Consider the following 14,357-nt stretch of genomic DNA (forward strand, 5'->3'; position numbering starts at 1 on the left):
CGCCAAACGCAAGCATAAGGAAGATGCGTGATGTCTCAAGTGTTGCCGGATAGCTGGCAGCGTCATCTGGGCCCGGAATTCGAGGCGCCTTATATGCAGGCACTTCGCGCGTTCCTGGCGCGCGAAAAAGCCGCGCGCAAGGTGATCTATCCGCATTCGGATCATTGGTTTCGTGCCTTCGAGTTGACGCCGCTGGATCAGGTTCGCGTCGTGATCCTGGGACAGGACCCGTATCACGGGCCACATCAGGCGCATGGGTTGTGCTTTTCGGTGCGCCCCGGCATCCCGGCGCCGCCTTCGTTGCAGAACATCTACAAGGAACTGGCGCAGGATGTGGGCACGACGCCGGTGTCGCACGGTTTTCTCGAGTCCTGGGCGCGTCAGGGTGTGTTGTTGCTCAATAGTGTATTGACCGTCGAGCAGGGCAATGCCGGCGCGCATCGGGGGCAGGGCTGGGAAGCCTTCACCGACCGTGCCATTCAGGTGGTCAACGAGCAGTGCGATGGGGTGGTCTTCTTGCTGTGGGGCAGTTATGCCCAGAAGAAGGCATCGTTCGTCGACCGTCAGAAACACTTAGTGCTGCATGCGCCGCATCCCTCGCCCTTGTCGGCGCACCGTGGCTTCTTCGGTCAGCGTCACTTCTCTCAAGCCAATGCTTTTCTGGCTTCTCGGGGCCGAGAGGGCATCGACTGGCAATTGCCGGCACAGCCTGAGTTCATCTAGTCCCCTTAACCCGCGTCCCCTGGCACGCTAGAATACGTGCAAATCCGAACCGCTTCCCGGCCGCGTCCGTGACATACCCGCATGGCCGGCGTGGAGTGCGGTTCGGCTCGTCATCGCCGAAAGGATATCCCCCGCCATGAGCGTTCATTCCATCCAACATCCTCTGGTCAAGCACAAGCTGGGCCTGATGCGCGAAGCCGGTATCAGTACCAAGAGCTTCCGTGAGCTGGCCAGCGAAGTCGCCAAGTTATTGACCTATGAAGCGACGCAGGATCTCGAGACTCAGAAGACCGAGATTCCGGGGTGGAATGGCGGCTTGCTCGAAGTCGAACTGCTCAAGGGCAAGAAGGTCACTGTGGTTCCGATTCTGCGTGCCGGTCTGGGCATGCTCGATGCCGTTACCGATCTCATCCCCAGCGCCCGCGTCAGTGTGGTGGGGCTTTATCGCAACGAAGAGACGCTGGAGCCGGTGCCGTATTTCGAGAAGTTCGTCGGCGATCTCGATGAACGTATGGCGATCGTCATCGATCCCATGTTGGCCACGGGGGGGTCCATGGTAGCGACGTTGGACATGCTCAAAGCGCGTGGCTGCCCGCTGGTGAAAGTCATCGTCCTGGTCGCGGCGCCGGAGGGTATCGCCCGGGTGCAGGAGGCTTATCCCGAGGTGGAGATTTATACCGCGTCTGTCGATGAGCGCCTCGACGAAAACGGGTACATCGTCCCTGGCCTTGGCGATGCCGGTGACAAGATATTTGGCACGCGTTAAACGTTGCATACCCCGAAGCCCCTGACGTTTTGCACTCAGGGGCTTTTTTTGACCCCCGTCCTGGCATGCGGCATGTCGTGGGCGGTGCTTGAACGTACTGCTTTCATTGCTTTGGAGTTTTCTCGCCATGTCGGATACCGAGCCTTCGTTTGCTCCCAACCCGCCAAGGTCGTCCTGGCCGCGCACGCTGATCACTGGCGCACAGATGTTGTTCGTGGCGTTCGGAGCCCTGGTGCTGGTGCCGCTTTTGACGGGGCTGGACCCGAGCGTGGCGTTATTCACGGCGGGTATCGGTACGTTGATCTTTCAGTTCGTCACGCAACGCAGCATCCCGGTGTTCCTGGCATCATCGTTTGCTTTCATCGCCCCCATCCAAGGCTCGGTGGCCAGCTATGGCATCCCTGCCACGTTGGGCGGACTGTTCGTCGCGGGGCTCGTTTATGTGGTGATCTCGCAGATCGTGCGCATGAAAGGCACCGCCTGGTTGCATCGCTTGCTGCCGTCGGTGGTGGTGGGGCCCGTGATCATGGTTATCGGTCTCGCATTAGCGCCCGTCGCGGTGGACATGGCGACGGGCGAGAATAGCGACATGGGATACGCTCAGGCCATCACGCTGTCGATGGTGAGCCTGCTGGTGACGCTGATATTGGCGGTCTTCGGGCGTGGCCTGATTCGCCTGATCCCGATCATGGGCGGTGTGGTCGTGGGCTATGCGCTGGGACTCGCGATGGGCGTGATCGACCTGACGCCGGTACACGACGCCGCCTGGCTGGCGTGGCCTGAATTCGTGGCGCCGACGTTCAGCATGGCGGCGATCCTGTTCATGATCCCGGTGGCCATCGCGCCGGTAATCGAACACATCGGCGATATGGTAGCAATCGGCTCGGTGACAGGGCGCAATTATCTTGAAAAGCCGGGATTGAAACGCACCTTGCTCGGAGACGGCTTGGCGACCTCCGTGGCGGCGCTTTTCGGGGGGCCACCCAACACGACGTATTCGGAGGTCACCGGGGCGGTGACGCTGACCCGCAATTTCAATCCGGCGATCATGATCGTCGCGGCTTGTACCGCCATCCTGCTGGCGTTCGTCTCAAAGCTCGGTATGTTACTGCAGACCATTCCCACACCGGTGATGGGTGGCATCATGACGCTGTTGTTCGGTTCCATCGCGGTGGTAGGGATGAACTCCCTGGTACGTGGCGGCCAGTCATTGACCGCGTCGCGTAACCTCGTGGTGGTGTCGTTGATCCTGGTCTTCGGGATTGGCGGCATGCAGCTCGGCAGCGGTGAATACGCCTTGCAGGGCGTAAGCCTTGCGGCCCTGGTAGGCATCGTCCTCAACTGGGTCTTGCCGCCGGCCGCCGAGCATGAATGACGCCTAGCGGCGATGGTGCGTGCTGGCGCCGCCCTCGGAGAAGCCTGGCGGCGTGTTGGCGCTGACGATGACGCAGTCCGTGTCGCTGGGGTTGCGAAAGCGGTGCGGCAGGTGTGAGTCGAAATAGTAGGCGTCGCCCGCGTGAAGGTATTGGGTCTCGCCGTTGATGGTGAGCTCGATGGTGCCGGTAACGACGACACCGCCTTCCTCACCCTCGTGTTCGAGCATTTCTCCGCCGGTATCGGCGCCGGGTGGGTAATGCTCGTGGATGATCGACATGCTGCGGCTGGGGTGGCGTGCGGCGACCAGGCGCCAGGAAAGGTTGCCATCGCCGATTTCCGTCAATTCCTCGGCTCGGTAGAAGACCTTTTCCAGGGGGCTTGTTTCCTCGCCGGCGAAGAATTCGCTGATCGAGACCGGCATGGCGTCGAGGATCTTCTTCAGCGAACTTACCGAAGGACTCACGCTATTCTGCTCGATGAGCGAAATGGTGCTGTTGGTCACGCCGGCACGCTTCGCCAGCTCGCGTTGCGATAAGTCGCGCAGCGTGCGCAATTGCTTGAGACGTGCGCCGACGTCGAATCCGCTCATGGATGATCCTTTGTGATGAGACGTTATCGCGCCATGATAGCGTCTCGGCGCGGCAATCTTAACCGCCGCGTGAGGAAGGTGCGGTCATGTCGCTGAGCGACGCGATCAGTTTGCGCGTGGTAGCTTCCTCGGCGCCGCTGGGAAATGCCCGGGAGGGCAGCCAGACGTGGAAGATCGTGCCGCGACCGCGTGCCGAGACGACCCACATCTCACCGCCGCTGCGGCGTACGATGCCAGCGCTGATGGCTAACCCGAGCCCGGAGCCCGCTTCGCGCGTGGTGAAGAACGGATCGAAAATCCGATCACGTAGTTCGGGCGGAATGCCTGGCCCTTGGTCGGCGACGCGAATTTCAACGCCATCGAGGCAGCCTTGCTCTGGGACCTCGCGCACGGCGTCGCGTGTCGCCAGATGAATGCTCATCGGTGAGGTGCTGGCCTGAGTGGCATTGAGCAGCACGTTGATCAGCACCTGCTGCAACTGACCGCGGTGGCACTCGGCGCGCCGGGTGGCGTGCAGCGAACTGACCAGGCGGTGGCCATGCTTGTCGAGCGCGTGTCGGATCAAGAGTTCGGTGCCGGCGGCGATGGTGTTGATGTCTTCGGAGACGAAGGCGGGCTCATGACCACCCGCTCGGGAATACTGCAGCAGGTTGTCGATCAGCGCACGGATACGCTCGACCTGGGCGATGATGGTGTCGATTTCGTCGCGTACGGGGTCTGCATCGGAGCCGAGGCTATCGGCCAGCACCTCCACATGGCCGAGGATCACGGCGGCGGGATTGTTGATTTCATGCGCGATCCCGGCGGTCATCTCTCCCAGGGCGGCGAGCTTTTCCTGGGTCATCAGGCTGGCGCGAGCCTGCTTGAGCAAGGCCACGTGTTCCTCGAGCGCACGCGTTTTCTCGGTCAGTGACTGGGTGCGTGTTTCGACGCGTCGTTCGAGGGTCTGGGCGGCACGTTGCAGTTCGTTCTGATGGGCATCCAGACGATCGAGCATGGCATCGAATTCATGCGCCAGCTCGGCCAGTTCGTCCTGGCTATCCAGATGGCCGATGCGCAGGTGTCGGCCCTCGCGAATGCCATGTATGACGCGATGCATGCGTCGCACCGGGCTGGCGAGTGCGTCGACGCCGCGAATCACCATCAAGCCCGAGATCAGTATGATGACGAGTAACACGGCGCCGATCTGCAGTAGTGTGTCTCGGTAGAGGGCCTCATAGGGTGCCAGGGGGAAACCGGCGTAGATCATGCCGATACGCTGGCCGGTCAGTGACTCGAGCGGGGCATAGGCGGCGACGTACCAACTACTGACCACGAAGGCGTTGTCGATGAAACGCTCGCCGCTTCCCAGAACCTGACGACTCACGGGCTCGGAGACACGTGTACCGAGGGCGCGCTCGCCGTTGGCCAGGCGCACATTGGTGGCGATGCGTACGTCATCGAGAAACAAGGTGACGCTGCCGGTGCTGCCTTGGGGAAGCGTGCCGGGCCCATAAACCAGATCACGAATATCATCCACAGTGTCGGCAGCGCCGTTGAGTAAACGTCCGCCATCCAGGAGCAGGCGCAGGTTGCCTTGTTCATCATGGATGGGGTAAAGAGTGCGTATTACCATGCCGCGTGTCTCGCGTTGGCGATCGCTGGGGGCTGCCTGCGGTGTGTCACGCAGTGGCAGGCGTGCACGTTGGGCAAGTTCGGGGGTCAGCGTTTCGAGACGCGATGCATCGAGCACATCCAGCCCGGACACGCCTTGTTCGTCGCTTGGCGATTGCAATCGTCGTTGTAGCTCGGGAGGGTCGTCGAGCGAAGCGAGCGGTACCACGCGCAACCAATCCAGTTGTATTGCGTGTTGGGTTTCGTCGAGCAGTGCGTCGAGGGATTGCGAGCCTTTGCCATGCAGTGCCGAGGTCAGCGCCTGGCTGTTGGCCAATTCCTCGAGTCGCGCTTGTTGTTGCTGGCTCACGCCCTCCAGCACGCGTGAAGCGACGGCCAGGTCAGCGCGCACCTTCATGTACAGCTGGCGGTCGTTGTACGTCGAAGTCCAATACGCAGTCAGCCCTGTCAAGGCGAGGATCAGCAAGGCCAACGGCGCGAAGGCAAGCCACAACAGTCGGCGTCGGATCGAGGCGCGCAACCAGCGGCGTAAGCCTTTCATGTTTTCAGGTCTTGCCAGGCGTTGAGCTTACGATCGAGTGTCTTGCGCGACACGCCCAGCACGCGGGCGGCGCTGGATTTGTTATGACCGTGGGCTTCGAGCACACCCAATATATGCGTGCGCTCGACGGTTTCCAGTGGCCAGTCGCTGGGGTAGCCATTTGCGGCAGCGGTAGCGGGCGCAGCAGTCGCTTCGTCGAGCATGTCGCTGGGAAGCTGGCCGAGCAGAATGCAGCGCTCGATGAAGTTCTTGAGCTCGCGGATGTTGCCTGGCCAAGCGTAATGCATCAGGCGCTCGAGATCGGCATGTTGCCATGGTAGGGCGGCGAGCCCCAGATCGCGAGATAGCTGGCGAGAAAAATGGTGGGCCAGGGCAGGAATGTCTTCAGGGTGTTCGCGTAATGCGGGGAGCGTCAAGGTGAGGACATTGAGGCGAAAATAGAGATCTTCGCGGAAACGTCCCTCGCTGACTTCGTGCTGTAGGTTGCGGTGGGTGGCGGCCAGGATACGTACATCCACGGGCTGCTCTTGCTCGCTACCCACCGGGCGAATGCGTTTGCTTTCGAGCACGCGCAGCAGTTTGGCCTGCATTGCCAGCGGCATCTCGGCGATTTCATCGAGGAACAGCGTCCCTCCATCGGCGTAGGTGAACAGCCCTTCGCGAGTCTTGACCGCGCCGGTGAAGGCGCCCTTGACGTGACCGAAGAGTTCCGATTCCAGCAGATCGCCGGCGATGGCGCCACAGTTGAGAGGAACGAAGGCGCCGAAGCGTCCTGATAGGCGATGTAGATCGCGCGCCACGAGTTCTTTGCCGGTGCCTGATTCGCCATGGATCAAGACTGCTGAAGGGGTCGGTGCGACGCGTTCGATGATCGTTCTGACCTGGGCCATGGCGTGGCTGTCTCCGATCATGCTCTCGTCGGGGTGATGCAGGCGCTGGGTCTCGCGCTTGAGCACGAAGTTCTCGCGCGCCAGGCGACGTTGGGCGAGACAACGGTCGACGGCGCTTTGCAACTGCTCGAGACGAAATGGCTTGATGATGAAGTCGCTGGCCCCGGCACGTAGTGCCTGGACCGCCATGTCGAGATCGGCGTAGGCGGTCATGAAGATGATATCACTGCGCCGTTCGGGGCCGAGCGCTTCGTGCCATTCGATACCCGAGCGGTCGGGAAGCCGGATGTCGACCAGTAGCAGATCGAAGTGCAACCGCTGACGCAAGGCTTCCGCAGCATTAAGTGAGTCGGCGACCTCGACCAGCGCGAAGCGCGATGCCAGGGCCTTGGCAAGATAGCTGCGCATGCCGGGTTCGTCATCGACGATCAGCACGGAGGCGGTCGGCAGTTCGGTGGATGCGGTCATGAGTGACGTTCCCTGCGTAGCGGGACATAGTGTCCCGCCATTGGGTCAATTTGTTACATTCGTTGCGCACCTAGATTATTTTCATGGTAAAAGGCGCGATGCAATCCGGCAATTGTCACCGTTTTTGGCCGCGCGGTCACGTCAGGCATGCCAATTGCAAGAAGAGCCGGGTACGTCCATGACTCGACAATAATGAGGGGTTCCCATGTTGACACGCCGTCTCTCGTTGTTCGCCACCCTGGCGCTATCGTTGCTGTTGGTATCCGGGGCGCAGGCGGCCGATATCGTCCGTTTGGCGACCACCACCAGTACTTATAATTCTGGGTTGCTCGACTACCTGTTGCCCAAGTTCGAAGAAGATCATCCCTACCAGATTCAAGTTATCCCCGTGGGCACCGGCAAAGCACTACGCCTGGGGCGCGACGGTGATGTCGACCTGGTGTTGACGCATGCGCCCGCTGCGGAGAAAGCCTTCGTGGACGCTGATTACGGCGTCGAACCGCATGGCGTGATGTACAACGATTTCGTGATCGTGGGGCCGTCCGGCGATCCTGCCGCGATCGATGGCGGTGAGGATGCCACCAATGCGTTTGCCACGCTGGCCGATGAAGGTGCGACGTTCATTTCACGCGGTGATGACTCCGGCACCGACAAGAAAGAGAAACATCTCTGGGAAGAGGCGGATGTAACGCCTGATTTCAAGGGCTTTCGCGCTGCGGGGCAAGGAATGGGGGAAGTGCTGAAAATGGCCAGCGAACTGCAAGGCTATACACTGACAGATCGCGGTACCTGGCTGGCAATGAAAGATAAGCTCGATCTCGAGATCATGGTCGAAGGCGATACGGCGTTGTTCAATCCGTATCAGGTCATCCTGGTTAATCCTCAACGCTATGACGGCCTCAATACCCAGGGCGCGCAGGCCTTGGCCGAGTGGCTGATTTCCGATGAAGGGCAAGACCTGATCGACGCTTTCCGGCTCAAAGGCAAGGCGTTGTTCCATGCCAGCGCCGGCGAGAAGATCGATCCTACGAGCGCCGTCCATGAAAGCGACTGACGTGCGGAGGCTTCGATGCACGAGCTTATGAACACGGCGAGAGAGGCGCTGCACTTGCTGCTCTCCTTCGATCCGGCCTTGTGGGAAATCATTGGCGTCTCGTTTCGTGTCTCGCTGACGGCGATACTCGTGGCCTTGCCGCCTGCGTTGTTGATTGCCTTGCTGCTGGCGCGTGTTGCCTTTCCGGGGCGTTGGTTCGCGATATCGCTGGTCAATACGTTCATGGCCGTGCCCACCGTCGTGGTGGGGCTGGTGCTGTTCATGCTGCTATCGCGCAGTGGCCCGCTGGGGGAACTGCGCCTGCTGTTCACCCAGCGGGCCATGATCATCGGCCAGATCCTGCTGGCGATGCCGGTATTGACCGCGATGTTGCACAGCACGTTGCAAAGCATCGATCAGCGTGCCTGGGAAACGGCGCGACAACTGGGTGCCGGATGGTGGCAGTCGCTGTGGGTGTTGATCCGCGAAGCGCGCTTCGGGGTCATCGCCGCCGTACTGGCTGCGTTCGGGCGCATCATTGCCGAGGTGGGCAGCGCGGTGATGATCGGCGGCAATATCGAGCATTTCACGCGCACCATCACCACGGCGATCGCCCTGGAAACGCTCAAGGGTGAATTCGCTCAGGGACTGGCTCTGGGGCTCGTCCTGTTGCTGCTGGCGCTGGTGCTCAATGTACTACTGGGCGTAATGCGCGGACGCGGTCATCAAACCGTGAGTATCTGATTGCATATCGTCCACCGAGGGGAATGTTAATGCTCGAGGTGAGCCAGCTTGCCCATGGTTTCGGCCGCCAGCCGGCGTTATGGGAGATACCTTACTTGCAATGGCAGGGACACACGCTGGTACACCTGCGCGGCGATAATGGCAGCGGCAAGACCACATTGCTGCGCTTGCTAGCGGGCTTGGAGACGCCTCGCCAAGGCACCATACGCTGGACGTGGGCGGAAGCGATGCCTGCCTCGCCGCCTTGTCCGGGGCGTGTACTCTATCTGCATCAACAACCCTATCTCTTCGATACCAGCGTCGCTGGCAATCTGCGCTATGTCGCTCGGTGGAACGGCTGGCGTGGGACCACGGCACGCGACCGCGTGGCGGCGATGCTGGAACGCTGCGGTCTGGCGGCCCATGCCCAGCAGCGGGCCCGCTCGCTGTCCGGTGGTGAGCGTATGCGACTGGCACTGGCACGGGCCTGGCTATTGTCGCCACGCGTGTTGCTGCTCGACGAACCCACCGCCAGCCTTGATCGTCAGGCGATTGCCGATGTCAGTACATTGATTTCGTCGCTGCATGAGGCGGGTTGTGCCATCGTGCTCAGTGCCCATCAATCTAGCGTGTTGACCGAGCGCTGCGACGAGTACTGGTGCCTCGAACAACGATGCCTGCAGGTGAATGCCTTCAAGCAGGAAGTAGCGGTGTGACGCGGTCATGGTCGTACGCACTTGGTAAGTAGCTCGGCGTGTGGGTCGAAGCCGAGTATGATGGTAAAAGTAACAGCCAGTGCGGGAGCGATAGGCATGCACGAGGATGAAGTAACCGCCGTGGTATTGGCGGGAGGAGAAGGGCGCCGCATGGGCGGCCGTGATAAAGGCTGGGAATCGTTTGCGGGTGAGCCCTTGATTGCGCACGTGGTGAAGCGTTTGGCGCCTCAGGTCGGGCGCATCGCGATCAATGCCAATCGCAGTCTGGAACGCTACCGGGCGTTGGGCTACCCGCTGATCAGTGACCGCGAGGCAGGCTATCACGGGCCGCTCATGGGTATGTGGAGCGCGCTATGTGCCGTGGAGACGCCTTGGGCATTGTTCGTGCCTTGCGATTCTCCGGCGCTGCCAACCGATCTGGTGAAGCGTCTGCAGGATGGGCACGGTGAGCAGCGTATCGCGGTGGCACACGATGGTCAGCGGGCGCATCCGGTGGTGGCCTTGATCGATACCGCGCTACGCGACGATCTCGGCGCGGCACTGCGCGATGGCGAGCGCAAGATAGATCGCTGGTATGCGCGCCATCCGTGGTGTCATGTCGATTTTTCCGATCAGCCCGAGGCGTTCGCCAATCTCAACTCTCCCGACGACCGTGACGTTATGGAGCGGCGCTGGCGCTCTAATGGGTCATTGTGACTTGGCGATTGCCTTTCCGTGCGATTTTCGGAGAGCCAAGGTGATCCATCCTCGTTTCAACGGCGATTCCTCGGCATGTTTGTTGCCTCCTGTTACTCACGAATGATTCTCCCTCGACGATTTGGCATGAGGACGACGAGACGCGATGACGTTATCGCTTGAGGCGCTAGACACGCCACTGCTGGGTATCGCCGCTTGGAGTGGGACCGGAAAGACGACGTTGCTCGAGGCACTGTTGCCCAGGCTGGCCGAGGCAGGCATGCAAGTAGCGGTGATCAAGCATGCCCATCACGCCTTCGATATCGACCGCCCCGGCAAGGATAGCTACCGTCTGCGTCAGGCCGGTGCGACGCCGATGCTGGTGGCATCGGGCAAGCGTTTTGCCTTGATGATGGAAACGCCCGAACGCGAGGAAGCCGATCTCGCGGCGCTGATTCCCCATGTCCTGCCCCTGGCGCCGGATCTGATTCTGGTCGAAGGCTTCAAGGCGTGGCCTCTGCCCAAGCTGGAGCTGCATCGTCAGGCAGTGGAAAAGCCGCTGATGGCGACCGATGACCCTTGGATACGTGCGGTGGCGACGCCCGATGATATCGCGCTGCCGAACGGTGTCGAGCGCTTGCCGATGGACGATCATGACGCTCTGATCGACTGGCTACAGGCCTGGCCGCAACGCTGGCCCGAGATGCGTCGTGGTCCCCGGGGGACATCATGACCTTATCCTGTTTTGAGCTAGGCGAGCGCATGCTCGGCGTCGATGAAACGCTCGAGGCCCTGGCGGCGATGACGCCACTGCCGGTTGCCACGCATCGGGTCAGACTGGCGGCGGCTTGCGATCGAGTACTAGCGGAGGATGCTATCTCGCCGATCGACGTGCCGCAGAATACCAATGCCGCCATGGACGGCATCGCACTGGCTTGGCCCGACGACGTGCCGGCAGGCGATATGCGCGTGGATGTGGTCGGCGATGTTCTGGCGGGTACGCGGCTGACGACAGCGTTGGCGCCGGGCCAGGCGGTACGCATCACCACCGGGGCACCGCTACCCGCTGGCGCGGATACTGTCATCATGAGCGAGCAGCTCGTCGATGCCGGTAGCCCAGAGCGTGTGCGTATCGAACGGTCCGAGCGGGTGCGGCGTGGGCAGAATGTGCGCCAGGCCGGCGAAGATATCGCGCGCGGCCAACGTGCCTTGAGTGCTGGGACACGCTTGCGGCCGCAGCACTTGGGACTGCTGGCCTCGCTGGGGTACGCGGAGATCGAGGTGTTTCGTCCGCTGCGCGTGGCGGTTTTTTCCACCGGCGATGAAGTCACGGCGCCGGGCGAGGCGCTGCCGCCCGCCGGCATCTACGATACCAACCGTTTTTCGTTGCAGGGCCTGCTGAACCGCTTGGGCTGCGACGTCATCGACCTGGGCATTCTCCAGGACGATCTCGCCAGCATGCGTGCCTCTCTTGCGGCAGCGGCCCGTGAGGTGGATATGGTAGTGACTAGCGGGGGCGTCTCGGTCGGTCAGGCCGACTGGGTCAAGCCCGCGCTGACGGCCATCGGCGAGCTGGGGCTATGGCGAATCGCCATGCGCCCCGGAAGACCCTTGGCGTTCGGACGTATCCATCAAACGGACGGTGTGGCGGTGCCTTTCTTCGGACTTCCCGGCAACCCCGTGGCGGTCATGGTGACCTTCCTGCAATTCGTGCAGCCGATGTTGCGGCGCATGCAGGGTGAACATGACTGGCAACCGTCACGTCTCACGGCGCTGGCCACCGAGCCATTGAAAAGCCGCGAGGGACGCGTCGATTATCATCGCGGTGTCTATACCTGCGATGAGGCCGGCCAACTGTGGGTGCATACCACGGGCCGTCAAGGATCGGGCATTCTCAGCTCGATGGTGACGGCCAATTGCCTTATCGAAATCGGTGACGGATGTGCCGCCGTCGAGGCGGGTGCGCCGGTGACGATACAACCGTTCGGTGACCTGACATGAGTTTGACCCATCTCAATGCACGTGGCGAAGCCCACATGGTGGATGTCGGCGATAAGGCCGAAACGCAGCGCGAGGCCGTGGCCAGCGGACGCATCATCATGCGCCCGGAAACACTGGCATTGCTGGACGAGGGCGGCTTGCCCAAGGGCGATGTGCTGGCCACGGCACGCATCGCCGGTATTCAGGCCGCCAAGCGCACGCATGAATTGATTCCCCTGTGCCATGCGTTGCTGTTGTCCAAGGTGAGTGTCGATTTTCGCCTCGATGAAGCGGCATCCTGCGTGCATGTCGAATCGCGTTGCCGTCTGGCGGGCCGCACCGGTGTGGAAATGGAAGCGCTGACCGCCGTCTCGGTCGCGTGCCTGACCCTCTACGATATGTGCAAGGCGGTCGACAAGGACATGACGATCGAAGGCGTGCGTCTGGAACACAAGACGGGCGGCAAGTCCGGTGAGTGGCATCGCGCCTCCGAGGACGTGACCATGAGCCGCGAGGCACCCGAATCACCTTCCGCCGCCGTCGCCGCCATACACGTCAAGTTTCTCGCCGAATTGCGCGAGCGATTGGATATTGAAGAAGTGGAAGTGCCGGTCGCTGCGCTGGAAAGCCTCGATGTCGCCAGTCTCAAGACTGCGCTGCAGGCGCAGGATTCTCGCTTCGCGGCCTTGTCGGCCGCGCGCATTCTGTGTGCCGTCAACCACGCCATGGCGCATGAGGAAACGTCGCTCTCCGATGGGGATGAAGTGGCGTTTTTTCCGCCGGTCACCGGTGGATGAGGAGGCAATCATGATCGATGTGCGTGTGCAGTCCCCGGTCTTCGATGTGGGCGAAGAGCAACGCCAATTGTTGGCGGGGCGTCATGATATCGGCGCCGTGGTGACCTTCACCGGCCTGGTGCGCGATTTCAATGAACGCCCGGACGTGCAGGCCCTGTCGCTGGAGCACTACCCCGGCATGACCGAGGCGGCGCTGCGTGACATTGCCGAGCAGGCGACGACGCGCTGGCCGCTCGATGGGATACGCATCGTGCATCGTGTCGGCCGCTTGTCGCCGAGCGACCCTATCGTCATGGTCATGGTCGCGAGTGCCCATCGCCGTGCGGCATTCGATGCGTGCGATTTTCTTATGGACTACCTCAAGACACGTGCGCCATTCTGGAAGAAAGAACACACTGCAAGCGGGACGTATTGGGTCTCGGCGCGTGATAGTGACGCGCGGGACGCGGCCCGTTGGGAGGAAGCATGACCGAGCTGATCGACAACTTTCAGCGCCGGATTCGCTATGTGCGTATTTCGGTGACGGACCGCTGCGACTTTCGCTGCGTCTACTGTATGAGCGAGGACATGACGTTTTTGCCGCGCGCACAGATATTGACGCTCGAGGAGATCGAGCAGGTAGCACGTGCGTTCGTCGAACTGGGCGTAGAAAAGATCCGTTTGACCGGCGGAGAGCCTCTGGTGCGGCGTGGCATCGATGACCTGGTGTCGCGTGTCGGCGCGTTACCTGGCCTCAAGGACTTTGCCATGACCACCAACGGCGCGGGATTGGTCAAGCATGCCAAGGCACTGCGCGAAGGCGGTATGCAGCGTCTCAATATCAGCATTGATTCACTCGATCCCGAGCGCTTTCGCAGTTTGACTCGCACCGGCGATCTCGAGAATGTCATCGCCGGTATTCGTGCCGCACGGGATGCCGGATTCGAGCGTATCAAGCTCAATGCCGTGGTGCTCAAGGGGCGTAACGACGATGAAGTGCTCGATTTGGTCGACTTCGCGCGTCGCGAAGGCGTGGATATCAGCTTTATCGAGGAAATGCCGCTGGGCGATGTATCCGATCATTCGCGCGAAGAAACCTTTTATTCCAGCGATGATGTCCACGCGGCTATTGCTTCGCGTTATGCGTTGTTGCCGACCACTGAAAATACCCTGGGGCCGTCGCGTTATTTCCGGATGCCGGATAGCGATTCGCGCGTCGGTTTCATTTCACCGCATAGCCATAATTTCTGCGATACCTGTAACCGCGTCAGGGTCACGGTAGAAGGGCGTTTGCTACTCTGCCTCGGCAATGAGCATTCGGTCGATCTACGTGAGGTACTGAGGCGTTATCCCGGTGATATGGAGCGTCTCAAGCAGCGCATCGTCGAGGCTATGCCATTGAAACCCGAGCGCCATCATTTCCGTACGGATGGTGATGTCGATATCGTGCGCTTCATGAATATGACGGGCGGATAATGTTTTGCGC

15 protein-coding genes are annotated in these 14,357 nt (G+C 61.2%); 12 read left to right on the forward strand and 3 right to left on the reverse strand.

The window, feature by feature from the left end:
- Nucleotides 1-30: 30 nt before the first annotated feature.
- The 3 genes from ung (at nt 31) to L1073_RS15260 (ending at nt 2,864) form a co-directional block, all read left to right on the forward strand.
- Nucleotides 31-723 (forward strand): uracil-DNA glycosylase, encoded by a 693-nt coding sequence (gene ung / locus L1073_RS15250; protein ID WP_246900636.1) that lies wholly within the window; start codon nt 31-33, stop codon nt 721-723.
- 136 nt (nt 724-859) lie between these two features.
- Nucleotides 860-1,489: a uracil phosphoribosyltransferase gene (gene upp, locus L1073_RS15255; protein ID WP_246900638.1), complete on the forward strand. Its 630-nt coding sequence runs from the start codon at nt 860-862 to the stop codon at nt 1,487-1,489.
- Between the two features lie 127 nt (nt 1,490-1,616).
- Complete coding sequence (locus tag L1073_RS15260; RefSeq protein WP_246900640.1) at nt 1,617-2,864, forward strand: uracil-xanthine permease family protein; 1,248 nt, start codon at nt 1,617-1,619, stop codon at nt 2,862-2,864.
- A 3-nt stretch (nt 2,865-2,867) separates the two neighbouring features.
- Here the strand turns inward: L1073_RS15260 and L1073_RS15265 are convergent, their stop codons facing one another.
- From L1073_RS15265 to L1073_RS15275, 3 genes are read right to left on the reverse strand one after another with little or no spacing between them, the layout of a single operon-like run.
- Nucleotides 2,868-3,455, reverse strand: coding sequence for a cupin domain-containing protein (locus L1073_RS15265; RefSeq protein ID WP_246900642.1), 588 nt, complete (start codon nt 3,453-3,455; stop codon nt 2,868-2,870).
- Between the two features lie 58 nt (nt 3,456-3,513).
- A complete protein-coding gene (locus tag L1073_RS15270; RefSeq protein ID WP_246900644.1) occupies nt 3,514-5,610 on the reverse strand; it encodes a sensor histidine kinase in 2,097 nt (698 codons plus the stop codon).
- Complete coding sequence (locus tag L1073_RS15275; RefSeq protein WP_246900646.1) at nt 5,607-6,968, reverse strand: sigma-54-dependent transcriptional regulator; 1,362 nt, start codon at nt 6,966-6,968, stop codon at nt 5,607-5,609. The genes L1073_RS15270 and L1073_RS15275 overlap by 4 nt, the downstream gene beginning before the upstream one ends.
- 205 nt (nt 6,969-7,173) lie before the next feature.
- Here L1073_RS15275 and L1073_RS15280 point away from each other — a divergent pair, with 205 nt between their 5' ends.
- From L1073_RS15280 to moaA, 9 genes are all read left to right on the forward strand, one after another.
- Nucleotides 7,174-8,022, forward strand: coding sequence for an ABC transporter substrate-binding protein (locus L1073_RS15280; protein ID WP_246900648.1), 849 nt, complete (start codon nt 7,174-7,176; stop codon nt 8,020-8,022).
- A 15-nt stretch (nt 8,023-8,037) separates the two neighbouring features.
- Nucleotides 8,038-8,745 (forward strand): ABC transporter permease, encoded by a 708-nt coding sequence (locus tag L1073_RS15285; RefSeq protein WP_246900650.1) that lies wholly within the window; start codon nt 8,038-8,040, stop codon nt 8,743-8,745.
- Nucleotides 8,746-8,774: 29 nt separating this feature from the next.
- Nucleotides 8,775-9,440, forward strand: coding sequence for an ABC transporter ATP-binding protein (locus L1073_RS15290; protein WP_246900652.1), 666 nt, complete (start codon nt 8,775-8,777; stop codon nt 9,438-9,440).
- Between the two features lie 96 nt (nt 9,441-9,536).
- A complete protein-coding gene (gene mobA / locus L1073_RS15295; protein WP_246900654.1) occupies nt 9,537-10,136 on the forward strand; it encodes a molybdenum cofactor guanylyltransferase MobA in 600 nt (199 codons plus the stop codon).
- Nucleotides 10,137-10,281: 145 nt separating this feature from the next.
- Complete coding sequence (gene mobB, locus L1073_RS15300) at nt 10,282-10,848, forward strand: molybdopterin-guanine dinucleotide biosynthesis protein B (RefSeq protein WP_246900656.1); 567 nt, start codon at nt 10,282-10,284, stop codon at nt 10,846-10,848.
- Nucleotides 10,845-12,116: a bifunctional molybdopterin-guanine dinucleotide biosynthesis adaptor protein MobB/molybdopterin molybdotransferase MoeA gene (locus tag L1073_RS15305; RefSeq protein WP_246900658.1), complete on the forward strand. Its 1,272-nt coding sequence runs from the start codon at nt 10,845-10,847 to the stop codon at nt 12,114-12,116. The genes mobB and L1073_RS15305 overlap by 4 nt, the downstream gene beginning before the upstream one ends.
- The gene (gene moaC / locus L1073_RS15310) at nt 12,113-12,892 is read left to right on the forward strand and encodes a cyclic pyranopterin monophosphate synthase MoaC (RefSeq protein WP_246900660.1); all 780 of its coding nucleotides are present in this window, start codon (nt 12,113-12,115) and stop codon (nt 12,890-12,892) included. Before L1073_RS15305 ends, moaC begins: the two co-directional genes overlap by 4 nt.
- Nucleotides 12,893-12,902: 10 nt before the next feature.
- Nucleotides 12,903-13,361, forward strand: a complete 459-nt coding sequence (gene moaE, locus L1073_RS15315) for a molybdopterin synthase catalytic subunit MoaE (protein ID WP_246900662.1) — start codon at nt 12,903-12,905, stop codon at nt 13,359-13,361.
- Complete coding sequence (gene moaA / locus L1073_RS15320) at nt 13,358-14,347, forward strand: GTP 3',8-cyclase MoaA (protein ID WP_246900664.1); 990 nt, start codon at nt 13,358-13,360, stop codon at nt 14,345-14,347. The genes moaE and moaA overlap by 4 nt, the downstream gene beginning before the upstream one ends.
- Nucleotides 14,348-14,357: the final 10 nt, after the last annotated feature.

Source organism: Chromohalobacter nigrandesensis, assembly GCF_023061285.1.
GTDB lineage: Bacteria > Pseudomonadota > Gammaproteobacteria > Pseudomonadales > Halomonadaceae > Chromohalobacter > Chromohalobacter nigrandesensis.